The sequence below is a fragment of the Pseudomonas sp. B34(2017) genome (assembly GCF_002112915.1).
Taxonomy (GTDB): Bacteria; Pseudomonadota; Gammaproteobacteria; order Pseudomonadales; family Pseudomonadaceae; genus Aquipseudomonas; species Aquipseudomonas pharyngis.
Genome location: NZ_NEJA01000008.1, coordinates 61,629 through 80,208 on the forward strand (window position 1 = coordinate 61,629; position 18,580 = coordinate 80,208).

Annotated in this window: 18 protein-coding genes; 2 read left to right on the forward strand and 16 right to left on the reverse strand. The window is 61.0% G+C overall.

Going from position 1 to position 18,580, the window contains the following annotated elements:
- Positions 1–44: 44 nt before the first annotated feature.
- The 7 genes from thiO to CAF80_RS24355 are packed head-to-tail and all read right to left on the reverse strand — an operon-like array spanning position 45 to position 6,818.
- Entirely contained in the window at positions 45–1,145 is a 1,101-nt protein-coding gene (gene thiO / locus CAF80_RS24325; RefSeq protein WP_085668038.1) for a glycine oxidase ThiO, read from the reverse strand.
- A 57-nt stretch (positions 1,146–1,202) separates the two neighbouring features.
- Positions 1,203–1,604 carry a type IV pilin protein gene (locus CAF80_RS24330; protein WP_085668039.1) on the reverse strand — a complete coding sequence of 134 codons (402 nt, stop codon included), beginning with the start codon at positions 1,602–1,604 and terminating at the stop codon, positions 1,203–1,205.
- Between the two features lie 15 nt (positions 1,605–1,619).
- On the reverse strand, positions 1,620–4,712 hold the full coding sequence (locus tag CAF80_RS24335) for a pilus assembly protein (protein ID WP_085668040.1): 3,093 nt from the start codon (positions 4,710–4,712) through the stop codon (positions 1,620–1,622).
- Positions 4,699–5,178 carry a PilX N-terminal domain-containing pilus assembly protein gene (locus CAF80_RS24340; protein WP_085668041.1) on the reverse strand — a complete coding sequence of 160 codons (480 nt, stop codon included), beginning with the start codon at positions 5,176–5,178 and terminating at the stop codon, positions 4,699–4,701. Before CAF80_RS24340 ends, CAF80_RS24335 begins: the two co-directional genes overlap by 14 nt.
- Positions 5,179–5,188: 10 nt before the next feature.
- The gene (locus tag CAF80_RS24345) at positions 5,189–5,902 is read right to left on the reverse strand and encodes a PilW family protein (RefSeq protein WP_085668042.1); all 714 of its coding nucleotides are present in this window, start codon (positions 5,900–5,902) and stop codon (positions 5,189–5,191) included.
- A complete protein-coding gene (gene pilV / locus CAF80_RS24350; protein WP_039771699.1) occupies positions 5,899–6,348 on the reverse strand; it encodes a type IV pilus modification protein PilV in 450 nt (149 codons plus the stop codon). Before pilV ends, CAF80_RS24345 begins: the two co-directional genes overlap by 4 nt.
- Positions 6,345–6,818: a GspH/FimT family pseudopilin gene (locus CAF80_RS24355; RefSeq protein ID WP_039771701.1), complete on the reverse strand. Its 474-nt coding sequence runs from the start codon at positions 6,816–6,818 to the stop codon at positions 6,345–6,347. The genes pilV and CAF80_RS24355 overlap by 4 nt, the downstream gene beginning before the upstream one ends.
- Positions 6,819–6,945: 127 nt before the next feature.
- Here CAF80_RS24355 and CAF80_RS24360 point away from each other — a divergent pair, with 127 nt between their 5' ends.
- Positions 6,946–7,500, forward strand: a complete 555-nt coding sequence (locus tag CAF80_RS24360; protein WP_085668043.1) for a GspH/FimT family protein — start codon at positions 6,946–6,948, stop codon at positions 7,498–7,500.
- Here CAF80_RS24360 and ispH read toward each other — a convergent pair.
- The 6 genes from ispH to murJ all read right to left on the reverse strand — a co-directional run bounded on the left by ispH (position 7,472) and on the right by murJ (position 14,973).
- Positions 7,472–8,416: a 4-hydroxy-3-methylbut-2-enyl diphosphate reductase gene (ispH, locus tag CAF80_RS24365; RefSeq protein WP_064599525.1), complete on the reverse strand. Its 945-nt coding sequence runs from the start codon at positions 8,414–8,416 to the stop codon at positions 7,472–7,474. The two genes, CAF80_RS24360 and ispH, sit on opposite strands and share 29 nt — an antisense overlap.
- A gap of 155 nt (positions 8,417–8,571) precedes the next feature.
- Positions 8,572–9,009: an FKBP-type peptidyl-prolyl cis-trans isomerase gene (gene fkpB, locus CAF80_RS24370; RefSeq protein WP_170928297.1), complete on the reverse strand. Its 438-nt coding sequence runs from the start codon at positions 9,007–9,009 to the stop codon at positions 8,572–8,574.
- A 7-nt stretch (positions 9,010–9,016) separates the two neighbouring features.
- Complete coding sequence (gene lspA / locus CAF80_RS24375; RefSeq protein ID WP_085668044.1) at positions 9,017–9,529, reverse strand: signal peptidase II; 513 nt, start codon at positions 9,527–9,529, stop codon at positions 9,017–9,019.
- Positions 9,522–12,353, reverse strand: coding sequence for an isoleucine--tRNA ligase (gene ileS, locus CAF80_RS24380; RefSeq protein WP_064599527.1), 2,832 nt, complete (start codon positions 12,351–12,353; stop codon positions 9,522–9,524). Before ileS ends, lspA begins: the two co-directional genes overlap by 8 nt.
- Before the next feature lie 13 nt (positions 12,354–12,366).
- The gene (gene ribF, locus CAF80_RS24385; protein ID WP_007959537.1) at positions 12,367–13,305 is read right to left on the reverse strand and encodes a bifunctional riboflavin kinase/FAD synthetase; all 939 of its coding nucleotides are present in this window, start codon (positions 13,303–13,305) and stop codon (positions 12,367–12,369) included.
- Between the two features lie 129 nt (positions 13,306–13,434).
- Positions 13,435–14,973 (reverse strand): murein biosynthesis integral membrane protein MurJ, encoded by a 1,539-nt coding sequence (gene murJ / locus CAF80_RS24390; protein ID WP_085668045.1) that lies wholly within the window; start codon positions 14,971–14,973, stop codon positions 13,435–13,437.
- A gap of 252 nt (positions 14,974–15,225) precedes the next feature.
- Here murJ and rpsT point away from each other — a divergent pair, with 252 nt between their 5' ends.
- A complete protein-coding gene (rpsT, locus tag CAF80_RS24400) occupies positions 15,226–15,498 on the forward strand; it encodes a 30S ribosomal protein S20 (RefSeq protein ID WP_003228351.1) in 273 nt (90 codons plus the stop codon).
- A 113-nt stretch (positions 15,499–15,611) separates the two neighbouring features.
- Here the strand turns inward: rpsT and CAF80_RS24405 are convergent, their stop codons facing one another.
- From CAF80_RS24405 to cgtA, 3 genes are all read right to left on the reverse strand, one after another.
- A complete protein-coding gene (locus CAF80_RS24405; RefSeq protein WP_085612612.1) occupies positions 15,612–16,076 on the reverse strand; it encodes a CreA family protein in 465 nt (154 codons plus the stop codon).
- Positions 16,077–16,087: 11 nt separating this feature from the next.
- Positions 16,088–17,206, reverse strand: a complete 1,119-nt coding sequence (proB, locus tag CAF80_RS24410) for a glutamate 5-kinase (RefSeq protein ID WP_039771715.1) — start codon at positions 17,204–17,206, stop codon at positions 16,088–16,090.
- A 137-nt stretch (positions 17,207–17,343) separates the two neighbouring features.
- Positions 17,344–18,567, reverse strand: coding sequence for an Obg family GTPase CgtA (gene cgtA, locus CAF80_RS24415; protein WP_039771717.1), 1,224 nt, complete (start codon positions 18,565–18,567; stop codon positions 17,344–17,346).
- Positions 18,568–18,580 lie beyond the last annotated feature (13 nt).

Below are 18,580 nucleotides of genomic sequence, written 5' to 3' on the forward strand. Positions count from 1 at the left end.
CTTGCCCGCGAAAGCGATTTGTCAGTCACCGAAAGAAAAACTGACTAGATCCGTCCGGCCGGTGCATACGGCGCCGGATCAATGATCGGCGCACGCCCCAGCATCACATCGGCAAACAACTGACAGGATGCCGGCGCCAGCACCAGCCCATTGCGGTAATGCCCGCAGTTCAGCCACAGACCGTCAAAACCCGGAACCCGGCCAATGTAAGGGATGCCCTCGGGCGAACCCGGTCGCAGCCCGGCCCAGTGCCCCACCACTTCGGCATCGGCCAGCGCCGGTAACAACTCGACTGCCGAGGCCTTGAGGCTTTCCAGTGCGTTGTCCGTCGGGGTCTTGTCGAAGCCTTCGTGTTCCAACGTACTGCCGATCAGAATGTGCCCGTCACGGCGCGGAATCGCGTAGCGCCCCTTGGCCAGCACCATGCTCGGCAGGAAATCCGCCGCGCACTTGTAGAGAATCATCTGGCCCTTGACCGGCTCCACCGGCAGCGAAAGGTCCAAAGTCTTGAGCAATTCGCCGCTCCACGCGCCCGCCGTCAGCACGACCTGATCACCGGTGATCACACCCGTGGAGGTCTGCACGCCCACCACCCGCTCACCCTCACGGACAAATCCGCTGACTTCACACTGCTCGTGAATCGTCACGTTCGGCAGCGCCTGCAACGCCGCTTTCAAAGACTTCACCAGCCGTGGATTGCGCACGTTGGCGACATCGGCCATGTAGATCGCCCGGGAAAAACCGCCACCGAGCACCGGTACCGCATCATGCGCCGCCGAGATATCCACAGCCCGCAGCGGACGGTTTTCCCGCGCAGCCCACGCCAGCGCTTCGGCTTCGTCATCCAGGTCCAGCCAGTACAGGCCGGTGGTGTGCACTTCGGGGTCGACCCCGGTATCGGCAAAAAGGCGCTCACCCAGTTGTGGATAAAAATCCTGCGACCAGTGCGCCAGCGCGGTGACGGCCGGGCTGTAGCGCCACGGGTACAGCGGAGACACGATACCGCCGCCGGCCCAGGACGATTCCTGGCCGACGTTCGAACGATCGAGCAGCACCACGCTGCCGACCTCGGAGGCGAGGTTGTACGCAGTGAGCAGGCCAATCACCCCGCCACCGACAATCACCACTTGCTGTTGCCTGGTCATGTTTGATCCAACCGTAAAAAAGACAGTGGGCGCAAAAGGCACCCGAAATAATGCGGCTCAGCGGCCCCAGCAATCCTTGGTGGTCAGCCCGGTGGTCGCGTTGTTCATGCTTCTGACACCGGTGTTGGTGAGGGTGAAATCCCCGCACTTGTCGGTGGCCATGGCCGTGCCGGTCTTGCGGGTCGCGGTCAGCAGGAAGGTCTGATCGGTGAGCGTCGGCGTGATGGTGTAGAAATCGTTGCCGGTGCTCAACCCGGTGACACCGGTGTAGACGTTGTTCTTCGAATAGAAGCGTTCGAGGATCTGTGCCTGTTCCGACAAAGTGCTGACCACGTCGGCACGGCGCCCCTTTTTCACATATTCGTTGTAACTTGGAAGGCCAATTGTGAGCATGATCCCGATGATCGCAATCACGATCATGATTTCGATCAGGGTGAAACCTCGGTTGGATCTGCGCATGCCTCGAACTCTCGCTTACTGAATTTGCCGCCACATGATACGACGGCTGCCGCCGCCGGATTTTTCCACCAGGGTGGTGATACCGCCACTGGAATCGTTCACGACCTTGCGTGATGCACCGTTGACGATGGCGTTCAGGGTCGGGATACCGCCGGTGAACACCACGCCGCTGGAAATCGTGTCGTTGCTGTCGACCACGCCATCGGCGTTGGTATCGAGCACCGCGTAGTTGAGCATCTTACCGCTGAACGCATCGAGTTCGATCAGTTTGCCGGTACCGAAACTGGAACACGGGTCGGTGGTATCGACACTGGCCGTGGTGAACACGATTCGTCCCAGCACCAGACTGGCCTGGTTGATCACCCGTTCGCCGGTCAATGCGTTGTTGTACACCAGCGGCAGGTACCAGCCCTTCTCCGCCGGATACGTCGTGTCGTTCTGGCTGGTGGTGACGAACTGTCCGGTACTGCCGGAGAACACCCCGGTAATCGCCTGCGCCTGCAAACTGCTGACCGTGATCTGGCCCGACCCGCCATCGGCATCCCACACCGAATAGAACGCCTGCAAATCCTTGTTGGTCTTGTCAGCGGCTTCGTTGAATTTGCCGGTGCCGACGAAAATCTGTTTGCCACCCAGAGCGTTGTCCGCCAGCAACGGTTGCGCGGTGATCGGCTGAGTCGCCCCGCCAGCCGTGGTAAATAACGGCTTGCCGGAAAACGCTACGCCCCAGCTGTCGGAGGACGTGGCGCTCAGGTCGAATTTCCACAACCGCCCCTTCAAGTCACCGCCATATGCGGCCTGCACCACGTTCTGCGAATTGACCCGCAGCTTCACCGAGGACAAACCGTTGGTGGTTTCCGTACTGTCGATGACGATTTTCTTGATCAGCGAGCCGTCACGCACATCCAGCACATATAGCGCCGCCACCCCGGAGTTGCTGCCGTAACCGTTGGCAATGAATGCCGCCCAGCGACCATCGGCCAAGCGTGCCACCTCCGGGCGGGCATAGGCGTAACCCAGATCATTAAAAGCGTTTGAAGTACTGGCGGTCGTCGGCGCGCTGACCTCCCACAAGGCACGGATGACGTTGCCTGCCGAGGCGTCGAACAGCTGGAGTCCGTAGAACGTCTTGTCCCCGGCCCCCGTCCCGCCGATGGCCAGGGTTTTCCACGCCGTGCCGAATTGCGCGTCGAACACACCGATCTGACCATCCACCAGAAACTTGTGGCTGACGCCGTTGACGTAGTTCGGATCGGCAATCAGGCGCAGCGAGGGCAATACGCTGGACGGCATGTAGGCATAGCGCCGGGTACCGTTGGCCGAGTTGATGACGCTGACAAAACCGTCGTTGGCGTTCACCACCAGGCTGGCATTCATGTTCGAAGCCTTGGTGGTCAGGTAGGTGCTGTAGGTGGTGTCACCGGCCAGATCGGAGGCGGTTTTTTCCGTGGGCGAGGCCAGCACCAGCGGCGAGTTGATGATGTCCCCGAGCAATACGCTGCGCACTTTGAGCCCGGCCTTGTTGGTGCCCTTGCTCCACTCGACCAGATCGATGCCGCTGATGCCGGTGGGCAAACCCTGGCTGAGAACGGTCTGCTGGGCCGGGGAGAAGTTGCCGTAAGCCAGCGTCACCGCCGCGTTGTTCAGGGAGTTCCACGACTGGTAGGTCGGCGCAGTGGCTCCGGGCACGATGGCCGTATCGGTGGTCCACAGCACCGCCGAAGTATTGACCGCCCCGGCCGAGTTGAACCCAAAGGACTTGATCGTGCCGCGCCAGTCCTTGGGGTCATAACTGGTCTGGAAATAACTGGTGCCGCTCGCCAGCGTCGTCCCGCTGGCGACACCGCTGCCGCCGGAACCGGCCTTCGAGGTGATGTCGCTCAACGCCGAAGACAGCGCGGCATTCAGACCGGCGCTGTCGGTCGCCTGGTAGTAGCGGCCCTGTCCGTAATCGGCGGCATCCGAGAGCATGTCGTTGGAAGCGGTGAAACCCACGGTGTAGGTGTTCATGTTCTGCCTGGGGAAATCCACCGCGTTCCAGCTCTTGCCCGCTGCATCGGTGCCGGTGGAACGCATGTCGATGTCGAAGGCGAACTTGGCGATATCGTCCAGGTACAGCGTATCGCCCTCCCCGTCCCCGTTGAGGTTGTTCCCGTCATTGTTGATGCCGTCCCAGTTCGGCAGGCGGCTGCCGCCCAGCGGGTCGTTGCTCGGAAAGGTGCGGTCGTAGGTCGGCAAACCGTCGGTGATGACCACGCCGTAGTTTTTCTGGCAGCGATACTGGATCGGGCTGGTGTAAGTGCTCGGCGTGGTGTTGTAGTACGGCGCCATCCCGCGCATATAGCGGGTGATCTCGTAGTAGGTCTCGGCCAGTGGCGTGTTGGCCACCGCGCTCAGGCCGTTGATCGAGGAAATCAGTGCGTTGTAGTTGGTGTCGGCCTGGGCCTGGGTCACGCTGCCGCTGACCGGTGACAGGTCGCTGATGGAGCGCGCGATGAAACCGCCGTTGCCAGGGTTGTTGCTGGTGGCCGGATTGAAGGTGGCCAGGCCCATGCGCAGGTTGCGGTTGCTGGTGACCAGTGCGGTGGAAACGTTGCGCGCTACGTTGATCCGGTAATCGTTGGGAATTGCCCCGGTGGTGAAGTCGCGTGTGCCGTTGTTGATCGCCAGACTCACCACATAGGAAATGTAATCCGCCGAATAGCGAGTGTTGCCGCTGCCCACCGGATCCGGCAGCTTCAGGCAGAGCGGCGTCAGGCTGTTGTTGTAGAACGCATAGGCACCGCCGGAGCAGCCGGAGGTTGGCAGGCTCGAGAGAAAGATCGTATCGCCGGTAATGGCAGTTGAGCTCAGGCACAGGCCGATGACCGCGTTGCACTGGCGGGCCGGCGTGCGATCCACGGTCGGATCGAACCCTGCTGCATAGATGATGCTGTTCATGCTGCCCGAGTCGTCGATCATCAACATCACGTTCGGTGGCACGGCGGCCGCGCTCAACAGCGGCGAATCGGACGGCGTGAAAGCGTACGCCGGTGCCGCCAGATAGAGCCCGGTCAACACGCCGAGCAGCAGCGACAACCATTTGAAGCGTCGCTCAGTACTTCGCATAGACACTCTCCACCACACTGCGCGAAGTGCCGGCGATGCCGATGGCCGTGACCCGGTACAACGTCGCCGAGGTATTGCTCGGCACGTTCACCGCCGTCAGGGTCGTGCCGATGTTCTGCACCCCGTAGAACCCGCTGCCGGCGGCGATCCAGGTGACCCCCGACGTGGAGTTGAACCCGGCCGCACTGACCACCGAGGACTCCGCCGGCGGCGCGCATTGGGTAGGGCTGGCGCACACCGCCAGCGCGTAGCCATCCAGTTGCACCGCGCTTTCGCCGATGCGCAACGCCGCCTCGGCCGTCTGGAACGATTGATTGCGCAAACTCACGCTGCCGGCCATTTTTTCCTGCAGGTTGGCGCTTTGCATCGATGACAGGCCGATCACCGTCAGAAGCAACAGAAACACCAGACTGACCAGCAACACCATGCCGCCCTGGGACCGTCGCCGATGGAGAGAAACGTTCATCGCTCGCCCCTCACTGCAAGCGGTTGCGCAAGGCGGCAACCACGTTGAAGGTTTGATTGCGGACCCGATTATTCGGATCAGTGAGGGTCAGGCTCAGGCGTACGCTGCGAATCCGCGCCGGATCACCGGGGTTGGCGCTGTAGGTGGACGCCGCAACATCGGTCGCGGAACTCGCCAGACCAAACATCACGGTGAACGCACTGACATTGTTCACCAGCACCTGCTGGGCGGGGTTGCCGCTGCCGGTGCCCATCAGAATCTGGTTGTTGCTGAAGCTGTAGACCAGCCGACGGATCGGAAACGCGATCTGTCCTGTCGCCGCCACCCGCGCACCGGTATAAGCCGTGGCGCTGTTGCGGCAATCGGAGACCACGGTCCAGGTCGGCGTCCCGCCCGCGCTGCCGACATCGGCGGTGACCAGGGTCAGTTTTAGATTGGCGTTGTCCCAGCTGATCGGCGTGATCTGGGCCGCTGTGAAATCTCCCGCCGAGCTGGAATCGGTAATCGTGCCCAGGCAGCCGAACATGCCCACCATGCGCAGTTCCTGAATCATCTTGCTCAACACGAACCGCGCGTCCTCCTGCATGGCGGCCGCACTGTTCTGACTGACATAAGTGTTCTTCGCCGCCAGGAAGATCTGCACCACGCCGAGCACCACGATCAGCCCCAGCGCCAGAGCGACCAGCATTTCGATCAGGCCGAAACCCAGGTTATGACGCTTCATGGTGTGGCCACCGGATCGACCGCGGCGCGGCTGGTCAGGACAAAACTGCGGGTTGCACCGGTCGTATTGGCGGCGCGCGCGTCACTCCAGGTGATGGTGATGGTGTACACGCGTTGATTGAGGGTGATGCTGCCGGTGGCGGTCGGGCCGCCGAAATTGACGATGTTGGTGCTGAAGTCGTAGAGATCCTGATCCCGGGCGACACTCAGGTTGCCCGTGGTCGGCGGAGTGACGGTGTAGTCGGCGCCGGAATTGGCGCGAATCCGGTCCATCATGTCGTAGGCGATGAAACTCGCCTGGCTGGTCATCCGCGAGCTGTCGGTGTACTTCAGCGCATTGAGCTGAACCGCCGCCGCGCCCAGCAACCCGACCGTCAGAATCAACAACGCGACCAGCACTTCGATCAGCGTCATGCCCTCCTGTGCGTACTTGCTCCCTGCCCTCATCCGCAACTTCCACCCAATTGAATTCGTCCGTTCAGACACACGTTCAGCGTCCTGCTTTGCGTGCCCAGCGTGTAACTGATGGCCACCGCTGTGGACGGTGCCGCCAGCCCGCCCAGGTTGTTGAAATCCAGCGCGGTCACTCCAGAGGGTAGCGTCAGAGTCGCGCCGCTGCTCATCGCTGGAACAACCCGCAATACATTGGCCGGAGTGCCAGTACTGTCGTAGACCGACAACTCGCCGGTCCAGACACTGCCGCCGGCGCTCGGCCGCAAGCGAGTGGTGACGCCCCGGTTGATCGCCTCGAGCCTGGCGTAATTGAGGGCCCGTTGCAGGTCGCCGACCTCGGTGTCGGCCTTGCTGCCCTGCACCGAACGGGTGAATGCCGGCACCGCCATCGTGATCAGGATCACAAACACCGCGACCGCCACCAACAGCTCGATCAGCGTGAAACCTTTTGTACGATGATCCATCGATGCCCTCCGTTGCCGTCGGCTATACCTGTACAAACCTAGAACATTCGACCGGCATGCGCCGGTTGATTTACCGCGTGCGGCGCACGGATTGCGCCGCCGTGCACAATCCAGGGAGGAGGCGCACATGCCGCAACAGGGTTTCAGTCTGGTCGAACTGCTTATGGGACTGGCGATCGGCGCAATTGTTCTGTCGCTGGTCGGTCCGGCGCTGGCGGACTTCACCGAATCAAACCGGCGGCAGCAGGCCGCGCAGTCTTTGCTCGACGGGATTCGCAATGCCCGGACCATGGCCATCACGCGCAACCAGAGCGTGGTGATTCATGGCATCAACGGTGACTGGGGTCAGGGCTGGCGGATCATCCTGGATCTCAATGGAAAGGGGGCGGCGGATGCGGGTAATCCATTGCTGATCGAGCAGGCGAGTGACGGAAAGATACCGATTGTCGGCAACTGGCTGGTGAGCCGGTACATACGCTTCAGCAGCCTGGGCCAGCCACTGGTGCCGGACCGCAAGTTTCAGGCGGGGACGATACATCTATGTTCGGTTCGTGAACCGGTCAGCCAGCTCCAGGTGGTGCTGGCGGCAACCGGTCGCGTACGCCTGACCAGCCAAAAGGCTGAACAGGCGCTTTGCCGAAAGGATAAAGCGATCAGATCGAGCGAACGCGCAGCTCTTTAGGCATCGAGAACGTGATGTTCTCCTCACGCCCGGCCAGTTCGTCGGCGCCGGTGGCGCCCCAGGCCTGCAACTGCTGGATCACGCCACGCACCAGAACTTCCGGAGCGGAGGCACCGGCGGTGATGCCGATACGCTCGACTCCGTCGAACCAGCTCTTCTGCAGGTCTTCGGCGCCGTCGATCAAATAAGCCGGCGTGGACATGCGTTCGGCCAGCTCACGCAGGCGGTTGGAGTTGGAACTGTTCGGACTGCCTACCACCAACACCACGTCGCATTCGTCGGCCAGTTGCTTGACCGCGTCCTGACGGTTTTGTGTGGCGTAGCAGATATCGTCCTTGCGCGGCCCGCCAATGGCCGGGAAACGCGTACGCAGCGCATCGATGACACGGCTGGTGTCATCCATGGACAACGTGGTCTGGGTGACAAAGGCGAGCTTGTCGGGGTTGCGCACCTGCAGCTCGGCGACATCCTTCTCGTCTTCGACAAGGTAGATCGCGCCGCCATTGCTGGCGTCGTACTGGCCCATGGTGCCTTCGACTTCCGGGTGACCGGCGTGGCCGATCAGGATGCATTCACGGCCGTCGCGGCTGTATTTCGCGACTTCGATGTGCACCTTGGTCACCAGCGGGCAGGTGGCGTCGAACACTTTCAGGCCACGGCCGGCGGCTTCGCTACGCACGGCTTGCGAGACGCCGTGGGCACTGAAGATCACGATGACATCGTCCGGCACCTGATCCAGCTCTTCGACGAAGATCGCGCCACGACTGCGCAGGTCTTCGACCACGAACTTGTTGTGCACCACTTCATGACGCACATAGATCGGCGGGCCGAAGACTTCCAGGGCGCGGTTGACGATTTCGATCGCCCGGTCCACGCCGGCGCAGAAGCCACGGGGGTTGGCGAGTTTGATTTGCATGCTGTGCCTCGTGTCTTGCGCGCAAGAAAATGGATCATTGCAATCCCTGTGGGAGCGGGCTTGCTCGCGAAAGCGGTGTGTCAGACAACTTTTATGTTGAATGTCAGTCAGCATTCGCGAGCGAGCCCGCTCCCACAGGGGTTCTGCTGTGTTACTCAGAGCGCTTTGACGGAGAAGATTTCCACGTCAAAGGTCAGCGTCTTGCCAGCCAGCGGGTGGTTGAAGTCAACGGTCACTTGCGCGTCGTCGAACTCTTTCACCACACCCGGTAGCTCAGTATTGGCCGCATCGTTGAAGATCACCAGCAGCCCCGGCGACAGTTCCATGTCCGCAAACTGCGAACGCGGGATGATCTGTACGTTTTGCGGGTTCGGCTGGCCGAAGGCGTTTTCCGGCTCGACGGTCAGGGTACGCTTGTCGCCGGCCTTGAAGCCGAACAGCGCAGCCTCGAAACCCGGCAGCAGGTTGCCGTCGCCGACCTTGAAGGTCGCAGGGGCTTTGTCGAAAGTGCTGTCGACCGTGTCGCCGTTCTCCAGGCGCAATGCAAAGTGCAAGGTGACTTCCGTGTTCTGGCCGATGCGTTGCTCAGCCAATACCTGTTCAGTCATGAACGGTTTCTCCGGATTTCTTGGTTTTGAACATGTCCAGTGCCAGCATCACCGCGCCAACGGTGATGGCGCTGTCGGCGAAGTTGAACGCCGGGAAGTACCAGCGGTTCTGCCAGTGCACCAGAATGAAGTCGATCACATGGCCCAGGGCAATGCGGTCATAAAGGTTGCCCAGTGCGCCGCCAAGAACCAGCGCCAGCGCGATGGCCAGCCAGGTTTCGTTGCGCCCCAGACGCTTGAGCCAGACCACCAGCACCGCACTGACCACAATCGCGATCAGGGCGAACAGCCAGCGCTGCCAGCCGGAGCTGTCCGCGAGGAAGCTGAAGGCAGCGCCGGTGTTGTAGGCCAGGGTCCAGCTGAAGTAATCAGGGATGATCACGATCTGCTGGAACATCTCGAGCTTGCCTTCGAAGTAGAACTTGCTGGCCTGGTCAATGACCAGAACCAGCAAGCTCAACCAGAGCCAGCTCAGCCGTCCGAAACGGCCAACGGCATTAGGCATAGTGACGAACCTCGCCGGCGCCATCGATGTTGTCCACGCAACGGCCGCAGATTTCCGGATGCTCCGGGTTCACGCCGACGTCTTCGCGGCAGTGCCAGCAACGGGCACATTTCGGGAAGGCGGATTTGACGATCTTCAGCTTCAGGCCGCTGACTTCGGTGGCCACGGCGTCGGCCGGAGCCTGCACGAACGGCGCAACAGTGGCAGTCGAGGTGATCAGGACAAAGCGCAGCTCGTTGCTCAGTTTGGCCAGGTCGGCAGTCAGCGCGTCTTCGGCAAACAGCGTCACTTCGGCTTGCAGATTGCCACCGACGGCCTTGGCCGCGCGCTGGATTTCCATCTCTTTGTTGACCGCCACCTTCACTTCCATGATGCGATCCCAGTACTCGCGACCCAGCTCGAAGCCTTCCGGCAACTCGGTCAGGCCTTCGTACCAGGTGTTGAGCATCACCGATTCGTTGCGCTCGCCCGGCAGGTATTGCCACAGCTCGTCGGCGGTGAACGCCAGGATCGGCGCGATCCAGCGCACCAGCGCTTCGGAGATGTGGAACAGCGCGGTCTGGCACGAACGACGGGCCTTGCTGTCGGCGCCGGTGGTGTACTGGCGGTCCTTGATGATGTCCAGGTAGAAACCACCCAGCTCCTGCACGCAGAAGTTGTGGATCTTCGAGTAGACGTTCCAGAAACGGTATTCGCCGTAGTGCTCTTGCAACTCGCGTTGCAGCAGCAGCGTACGGTCCACCGCCCAGCGATCCAGCGCCAGCATGTCTTCGGCCGGCAGCAGATCGGTGGCCGGGTCGAAGCCGGTCAGGTTGGAAAGCAGGAAACGCGCGGTGTTACGAATACGACGATAGGCGTCCGCGCTGCGCTGCAGGATCTGCTCGGACACGGCCATTTCGCCAGAGTAGTCGGTCGACGCAACCCACAGACGCATGATGTCGGCGCCCAGGGTGTCGTTGACTTTCTGCGGCGCGATCACGTTGCCCAGGGACTTGGACATCTTGCGGCCGGACTCGTCCACGGTGAAGCCGTGGGTCAGCAGCTCGCGGTACGGCGCGTGGTTGTCGATGGCGCAACCGGTCAGCAAGGACGAATGGAACCAGCCACGGTGCTGGTCCGAACCTTCCAGGTACAGGTCGGCACGCGGACCGGTCTCGTGGCCCATCGGGTGCGAACCGCGCAGGACGTGCCAGTGGGTGGTGCCCGAGTCGAACCAGACATCGAGGGTGTCGCTGATCTTGTCGTACTGCGGCGCTTCATCGCCCAGCAGTTCGGCCGCGTCGAGTTTGAACCAGGCTTCGATGCCTTCGACTTCAACGCGCTTGGCGACTTCTTCCATCAGCTCGACGGTGCGTGGGTGCAGCTCGCCGCTTTCCTTGTTCAGGAAGAACGGGATCGGCACGCCCCAGTTGCGCTGACGGGAGATGCACCAGTCCGGACGGTTGGCGATCATCGAGTGCAGGCGCGCCTGGCCCCAGGCCGGGACGAACTTGGTGTCTTCGATGGCTTTGAGCGAGCGTACGCGCAGGGTGTCGCCGCTGACCGGCTCTTTGTCCATGCCGATGAACCACTGCGCGGTGGCGCGGTAGATCAGCGGGGTCTTGTGGCGCCAGCAGTGCATGTAGCTGTGTTCGATGACGGTGGTGTGCAGCAGCGCACCGACTTCGGTCAGTTTTTCGACGATGGCCGGGTTGGCCTTCCAGATGAACTGGCCGCCGAAGAACTCCAGCGACGGCACGTAGACGCCATTGCTTTGTACCGGGTTGAGGATGTCGTCGTTGACCATGCCGTATTTCTTGCAGGTCACGAAGTCGTCCACGCCGTAGGCCGGCGCGGAGTGAACCACGCCGGTGCCGGCGCCCAGTTCCACGTAGTCGGCCAGATACACTGGCGACAGACGGTCATAGAACGGGTGACGGAAATTGATCAGTTCCAGCGCCGAACCCGGTGCGGTGGCCAATACGGTGCCTTCGACGCCGTAACGGGTCAGGCAGGATTCGACCAGTTCTTCAGCCAGCACCAGCAGCTTGTCGCCGATGTCGACCAGGGCGTAGGTGAATTCCGGATGAACGTTGAGCGCCTGGTTGGCCGGGATGGTCCACGGGGTGGTGGTCCAGATCACGATCGAGGCCGGTTTGCCCAGGGACGGCAGACCGAATGCGGCGGCCAGTTTGGCCTCGTCAGCGATCGGGAACGCTACGTCGATGGTCGAGGACTTCTTGTTCTCGTACTCGACTTCCGCTTCGGCCAGGGCCGAACCGCAATCGAAGCACCAGTTCACCGGTTTCAAGCCCTTGAACACGAAACCGCCCTTGACGATTTCGGCGAGGGCGCGGATTTCACCGGCCTCGTTCTTGAAGTTCATGGTCTTGTACGGATTGGCGAAGTCGCCCAGGACGCCGAGGCGGATGAACTCGGTCTTCTGCCCTTCGATCTGCTCGGTGGCGTAGGCACGGCACAGTTCGCGGGTCTTGTCCGCGCCCAGGTTCTTGCCGTGGGTCACTTCGACCTTGTGCTCGATCGGCAGGCCGTGGCAGTCCCAGCCCGGGACATACGGCGCGTCGAAGCCCGACAGGGTCTTCGAGCGGATGATCATGTCCTTGAGAATCTTGTTCAGTGCGTGACCGATGTGAATCGTACCGTTGGCGTACGGAGGGCCGTCGTGCAGGACGAACTTCGGACGATCCTTGCCAATCTCGCGCAACTTTCCGTACAGGCCAATACTGTCCCAGCGCTGCAGGATCTGCGGTTCGCGCTGTGGCAGGCCGGCCTTCATTGGGAAGGCGGTGTCCGGAAGGTTTAGCGTGGCTTTATAGTCGGTCATTTAAGGCTCTTCATTAGCGATGGGCGCTAGGTGCGGCTAGTGCACGGGCGGCGGCGACATCCGCGCTGATCGCCGTTTTCAATGCCTCCAGGGAGGCGAAACGCTGCTCTTCACGCAGCTTCTGGTGGAAAACCACCGTCAAACGCCGGTCATACAGATCGCCGGCAAAATCTAAAAGATGGACTTCAAGGTGGGCCTTGCCATCACCTTGGACCGTGGGCCGCACGCCGATATTGGCGACGCCGGGCCAGGTCTTGCCGTCGATGTCGACGTCGACCAGGTAAACCCCGGTGAACGGCACGCGACGGCGTTTCAGTTGAATGTTCGCCGTGGGCGTACCCAACTGCCGGGCCAGTTTCTGGCCATGCAGCACGCGACCGGCAATCCGGTACGGGCGGCCGAGCAGACGCTCAGCCAAAGCAAAATCGGCGGCGGCCAACGCGTTGCGCACCTGAGTGCTGCTGACACGAATGCCGTCCAGCTCGACGGTTTGCGCGGCTTCCACGGTAAAGCCGTGGACCTGCCCGGCCTGCAACAGGAAATCGAAATCGCCGAGGCGGTCGCAACCGAAGCGGAAATCATCACCGACCTCCAGATGCTGCACGCCGAGGCCATCAACCAGGATGGTATCGACGAACTCGCTGGCGCTGAGCTTGCTCAAGCGCTGGTTGAAGGCCAGACACAAGACCCGGTCGACGCCTTCGGCGGCCAGCAGTTGCAGCTTGTCGCGCAACCGGGCCAGACGCGCCGGCGCGGTCTCCGGGGCAAAGAATTCCCGTGGCTGCGGCTCGAAAATCACCACGCAGCTGGGTACGCCCAACTCGAGCGCACGCTCACGCAGTCGGGCCAGGATGGCCTGGTGACCACGGTGAACACCGTCAAAGTTGCCAATAGTGGCGACGCAGCCCCGATGCTGGGGGCGCAGATTGTGGAGGCCTCGAACCAGCTGCATAACGCGCTTCTTGCTCATAAAGTGGCCGATTATAACCACACCCGACGGCCGACGACAGGCAACACCGTAACCCAAAGTGATCGAGCCGACAAAACTGCCGGCTCGCGCCCGTCTTTCAGGGGTGAAACCTCAGCTCAACGCCTTGCGATTGAAGTCGCGCAGGCGGAAACCGAGCAGCAGCAACATGCCGAAATAGGCGACCACGCCAGCAATCACCAACGCGCCCAGGCGCAGGAAGCGCTCAAGCATGTGGCCCTGATCCCACGCGGGCATGAAATGCATGCCGATCAACAGCACGGCCGACATCACCGCCACCGCGACCAACAGCTTGAAACCGAACTTCAGCCAGCCCGGCTGCGGTTGATACATCTGCTGCTTGCGCAGTTGATAGAACAGCAGTCCGGCGTTCAGGCAGGCACCGGCGCTGATCGCCAACGCCAGACCGGCGTGGGCCAGCGGACCGATCAACACCAGGTTGAACAGCTGCGTCACCACCAGGGTGAAGATTGCGATTTTTACCGGTGTCCGGATGTTCTGTTGCGCATAAAAGCCAGGCGCCAACACTTTGATCACGATAATGCCGAGCAGACCGACAGAATAGGCAATCAATGCCCGCTGCGTCATTTCCGCATCAAACCCGCTGAACTGGCCGTACTGGAACAACGAAACCGTCAACGGCTCGGCCAGGATACCCAGCGCCAGCGCGCATGGCAGCACCAGCACGAAGCACAGGCGCAGACCCCAGTCGAGAATCCGCGAATACTCGTGGCGATCCTTGCTCGCATAGGTCTTGGCCAATGTCGGCAGCAGGATCGTGCCCAATGCAACACCGAGCACGCCGGATGGCAGCTCCATCAAACGGTCGGCGTAGTACATCCAGGACACTGAGCCCGCGACCAGGAACGAGGCGAAAATAGTGTTGATGATCAGGGAAATCTGACTGACCGAGACGCCGATGATCGCCGGCAACATCTGCTTCATGACCCGCCAGACACCGGTATCGCGCAGATTCAGGCGCGGCAGCACCAGCATGCCGATCTTTTTCAAGTGCGGCAGTTGATAAAGCAATTGCGCCAGACCACCGACAAGCACCGCCCAGCCGAGGGCCATGACCGGCGGATCGAAATACGGCGTCAGGAACAGCGAAAACACGATCATGCTGACGTTGAGCAGCGTCGGCACGAATGCCGGCACCGAGAAACGGTTCCAGGTATTGAGGATCGCCCCCGCCAGGGAAGACAGGGAGATCAGCAATATATAAGGGAAGGTCACTCGCAACAGGTCGGAGGTCAGCTGGAATTTTTCCGGGGTATCGGTGAAACCCGGCGCCGTGGCCCAGATCACCCAGGGCGCGGCAATCATGCCCAGCGCGGTGACCAGCGCCAGCACCAGCGTCAGCAGACCGGAAACGTAGGCAATAAAGGTGCGGGTCGCCTCTTCGCCCTTCTGGCTTTTATATTCGGCCAGGATCGGCACAAAAGCCTGGGAAAATGCGCCCTCGGCGAAAATCCTGCGCAGCAGGTTGGGCAGTTTGAAGGCGATGAAGAAGGCGTCGGTCGCCATTCCGGCGCCGAAGGTGCGGGCGATGAGCGTGTCGCGAACAAACCCGAGAATCCGGGAAAGCATCGTGATAGAGCTGACGGCGGCCAACGATTTGAGCAGATTCATTGAAGGAATGTGTGCCTGTCGATAAACAGCAGGCGAATAACGCGCCCACTTGTGCGATACTCCGCGCCGCAACAGCACAGAGCCAAAGCTCGCGAGTTTACAGGTCACACGCCGGAAAGAAATATCCCGTCGCACCACGCCTACCACTTAGCGGAACGTTTCAAGCGCCCTTGACAAGACTTCAACTCATCGGCATGATTCGCGGCCTATTTTGTTTGCTATTTCCTAAAAAGTCTTTCGAGGAGCTCGACGGTGGCCAACTCACCTTCCGCCAAAAAACGTGCAAAACAGGCTGAGAAGCGTCGCAGCCACAACGCCAGCCTGCGTTCCATGGTTCGTACCTACATCAAGAATGTAGTTAAAGCCATCGACGCAAAAGACGCTGAAAAAGCTCAAGCTGCATACGTTCTGGCTGTGCCAGTTATCGACCGTATGGCCGATAAAGGCATCATCCACAAGAACAAGGCTGCTCGCCATAAGAGCCGTCTGAATGGCCACGTCAAGGCACTGAAAGAAGCTGCCTAAGCGACGTAGTCATTAAAAAACCGACCTCAGGGTCGGTTTTTTATTACCTGCGATTTGCTGAAATCAAGGCCAAAAAAAAGAGGAGCCAATCGGCTCCTCTTTTTTACGCGTGATTAATGAGCTGACGCCCACGGCAGAATCGGGATCGCCGTCACCGCATTCTGCGGGCTACCCTCGATCAGACGATCACTGTAGACCAGATAGACCAGCGTATTGCGCTTCTTGTCGAGGAAGCGCACCACCTGCATGGTCTTGAACACCAGCGAGGTGCGCTCCTTGAACACCTCTTCGCCATCCTTCAACTCGCCCCTGAAGTTGATCGGCCCGACCTGGCGGCAAGCAATGGACGCCTCGGCACGATCCTCGGCCAGACCCAACCCACCCTTCACACCACCGGTCTTGGCGCGCGACAGGTAGCAGGTCACACCTTCAACCTTCGGATCATCGAATGCCTCGACCACGATCCGGTCGTTCGGCCCGACAAACTTGAACACCGTCGACACCTGGCCGATTTCCTCGGCCGAGGCCAGCAATGGCAACGCCACCAGCAAGCCCAACAATCCTTTTGCCATACGCATCGCGTTTTTCCTTACACCAGAATCAGGTTGTCACGGTGAACCAGTTCCGGCTCAGCCATGTAACCCAGCAAACCGACAATCGCATCCGACGACTGACCGATGATTTTTTGTGCTTCCAGTGCACTGTAGTTGGCCAGACCACGGGCGATCTCACGACCGTCCGGCGCCACGCAAACTACCATTTCGCCACGACGGAAACTGCCCTGAACCAGCTTGACGCCGACCGGCAGCAAACTTTTGTTGCCTTGGGACAACGCGGAAACCGCACCATCATCCAGCACCAGCGTGCCACGGGTTTGCAGATGACCGGCCAGCCACTGCTTGCGCGCCGCGAGCATGCCGCGCTCAGGCGACAGCAGCGTACCGATACGCTCACCCGCCTTCAGACGATCGAGCACGCGCTCCAGACGCCCGCCGACAATGATGGTATGCGCCCCGGAACGCGCCGCCAGCCGCGCCGCGCGCAGCTTGGTCTGCATGCCGCCACGCCCCAGCGCACCACCGGTACCGCCCGCCACCGCATCCAGCGTCGGATCATCGGCGCGCGCTTCGTAAATCAGCTGGGCGTCAGGGTTATTGCGCGGATCGGCGTCGAACATACCGTCGCGATCCGTCAGGATCACCAGCAGATCGGCCTCGACCAGATTGGCAACCAGCGCCGCGAGCGTGTCGTTGTCACCGAAGCGGATTTCGTCGGTAACCACGGTGTCGTTCTCGTTGATCACCGGGATGACTTTCAGCTCGACCAACGCACGCAAGGTGCTGCGGGCATTCAGGTAGCGCTTGCGGTCAGACAGGTCGTCGTGGGTCAGGAGAATCTGCGCAGTATGCCGGCCATGCTCGGCAAAGCTCGATTCCCAAGCCTGCACCAAGCCCATCTGACCGATTGCAGCGGCGGCCTGAAGCTCGTGCATCGCACTGGGTCGCGCGGTCCAGCCGAGGCGACTCATGCCCGCCGCCACTGCCCCGGAGGACACCAGCACCAGCTCGACGCCGGCCTCGTGCAAAGCCACCATCTGCTCGACCCAGACACTCATTGCCGCGCGATCCAGCCCTTTGCCATCCGCTGTCAGCAAAGCGCTGCCGATCTTCACGACCCAACGCTGCGCACCTGTCACCTTGCTCCGCATCATCTTCAACCTTAGCTTGAGGGCAGCGCGACCTGGCACTGCCCGTGACGTTATTCGTGGTTCTTCGTGACCAACAATCGATTTCCAGATACTAAAACGCCGCTCGATTGAGCGGCGCTTAAGTTTACTGCAACGAATCAGTCACGCACGTAAATGATTTCCGGACCGTCTTCGTCATCCACATCTTCTTCGTCCCAGTCATCGTCGCCGATGTCATGGACCGACTTCACGCCACTGCGACGCAGGGCACGCTTGTCATCCAGCGCCTGCAACTGCGCACGGGCTTCGTCTTCGATGCGCTGATCCAGATCGGCCAGCTCTTCCTTGTAGGCCGGGTCATTGGCCAGTCGATCGGCTCGATCTTCCAGATAACGCATGATGTCGCGCGTCAGGCGCTCGGTGCCTTCTTTGGCGATGGCCGAGATCACGTAGACCGGACCGGTCCACTCCAGACGATCGACGATTTCCTTGACCCGCGCTTCGTGCTCTTCTTCGAGGATCTGGTCGCACTTGTTCAGCACCAGCCAGCGGTCACGCTCGGCCAGCGACGGGCTGAACTTGATCAGCTCGTTGACGATCACTTCAGCGGCGTCCGGAGCGCTGCTTTCATCCAGTGGCGCCATGTCGACAAGGTGCAGCAACAGACGGGTACGCGCCAGGTGCTTGAGGAAACGAATACCCAGACCGGCACCGTCGGAAGCGCCTTCGATCAGACCCGGAATGTCGGCGATGACGAAGCTTTTCCAGCGATCAACGCTGACCACACCCAGGTTCGGCACCAGAGTGGTAAACGGGTAATCGGCAACTTTCGGCTTGGCAGCCGACACCGAGCGGATAAAGGTACTTTTACCGGCGTTCGGCAGACCCAGCAGACCGACGTCGGCCAGCACTTTCATTTCCAGCTTCAGGTCGCGCTGCTCGCCCGGCTTGCCCGGCGTGGTCTGGCGCGGCGCACGGTTGGTACTGGATTTGAAACGGGTGTTGCCCAGACCGTGCCAGCCGCCCTGCACCACCATCAGTTTCTGACCGGCCTTGGTCAGGTCGCCGATGACTTCCTGGGTGGCGGAGTCAATCACGGTGGTGCCGACCGGCACGCGCAGGATCAGGTCTTCACCCTTTTTGCCGGTGCAGTCGGTGCTGCCGCCGTTGGAGCCACGCTCGGCATCGAAGTGCCGGGTGTAACGGTAGTCCACCAGGGTGTTCAGGTTTTCGTCGGCCATCATGTAGATGGAACCGCCGTCACCGCCATCACCACCGTTCGGGCCGCCGTTTTCAATGAATTTTTCCCGACGGAAACTCATGCAGCCATTGCCGCCGTCGCCAGCCTTTACGCGGATCGATACTTCATCAACAAACTTCATAACCAACGCCTCT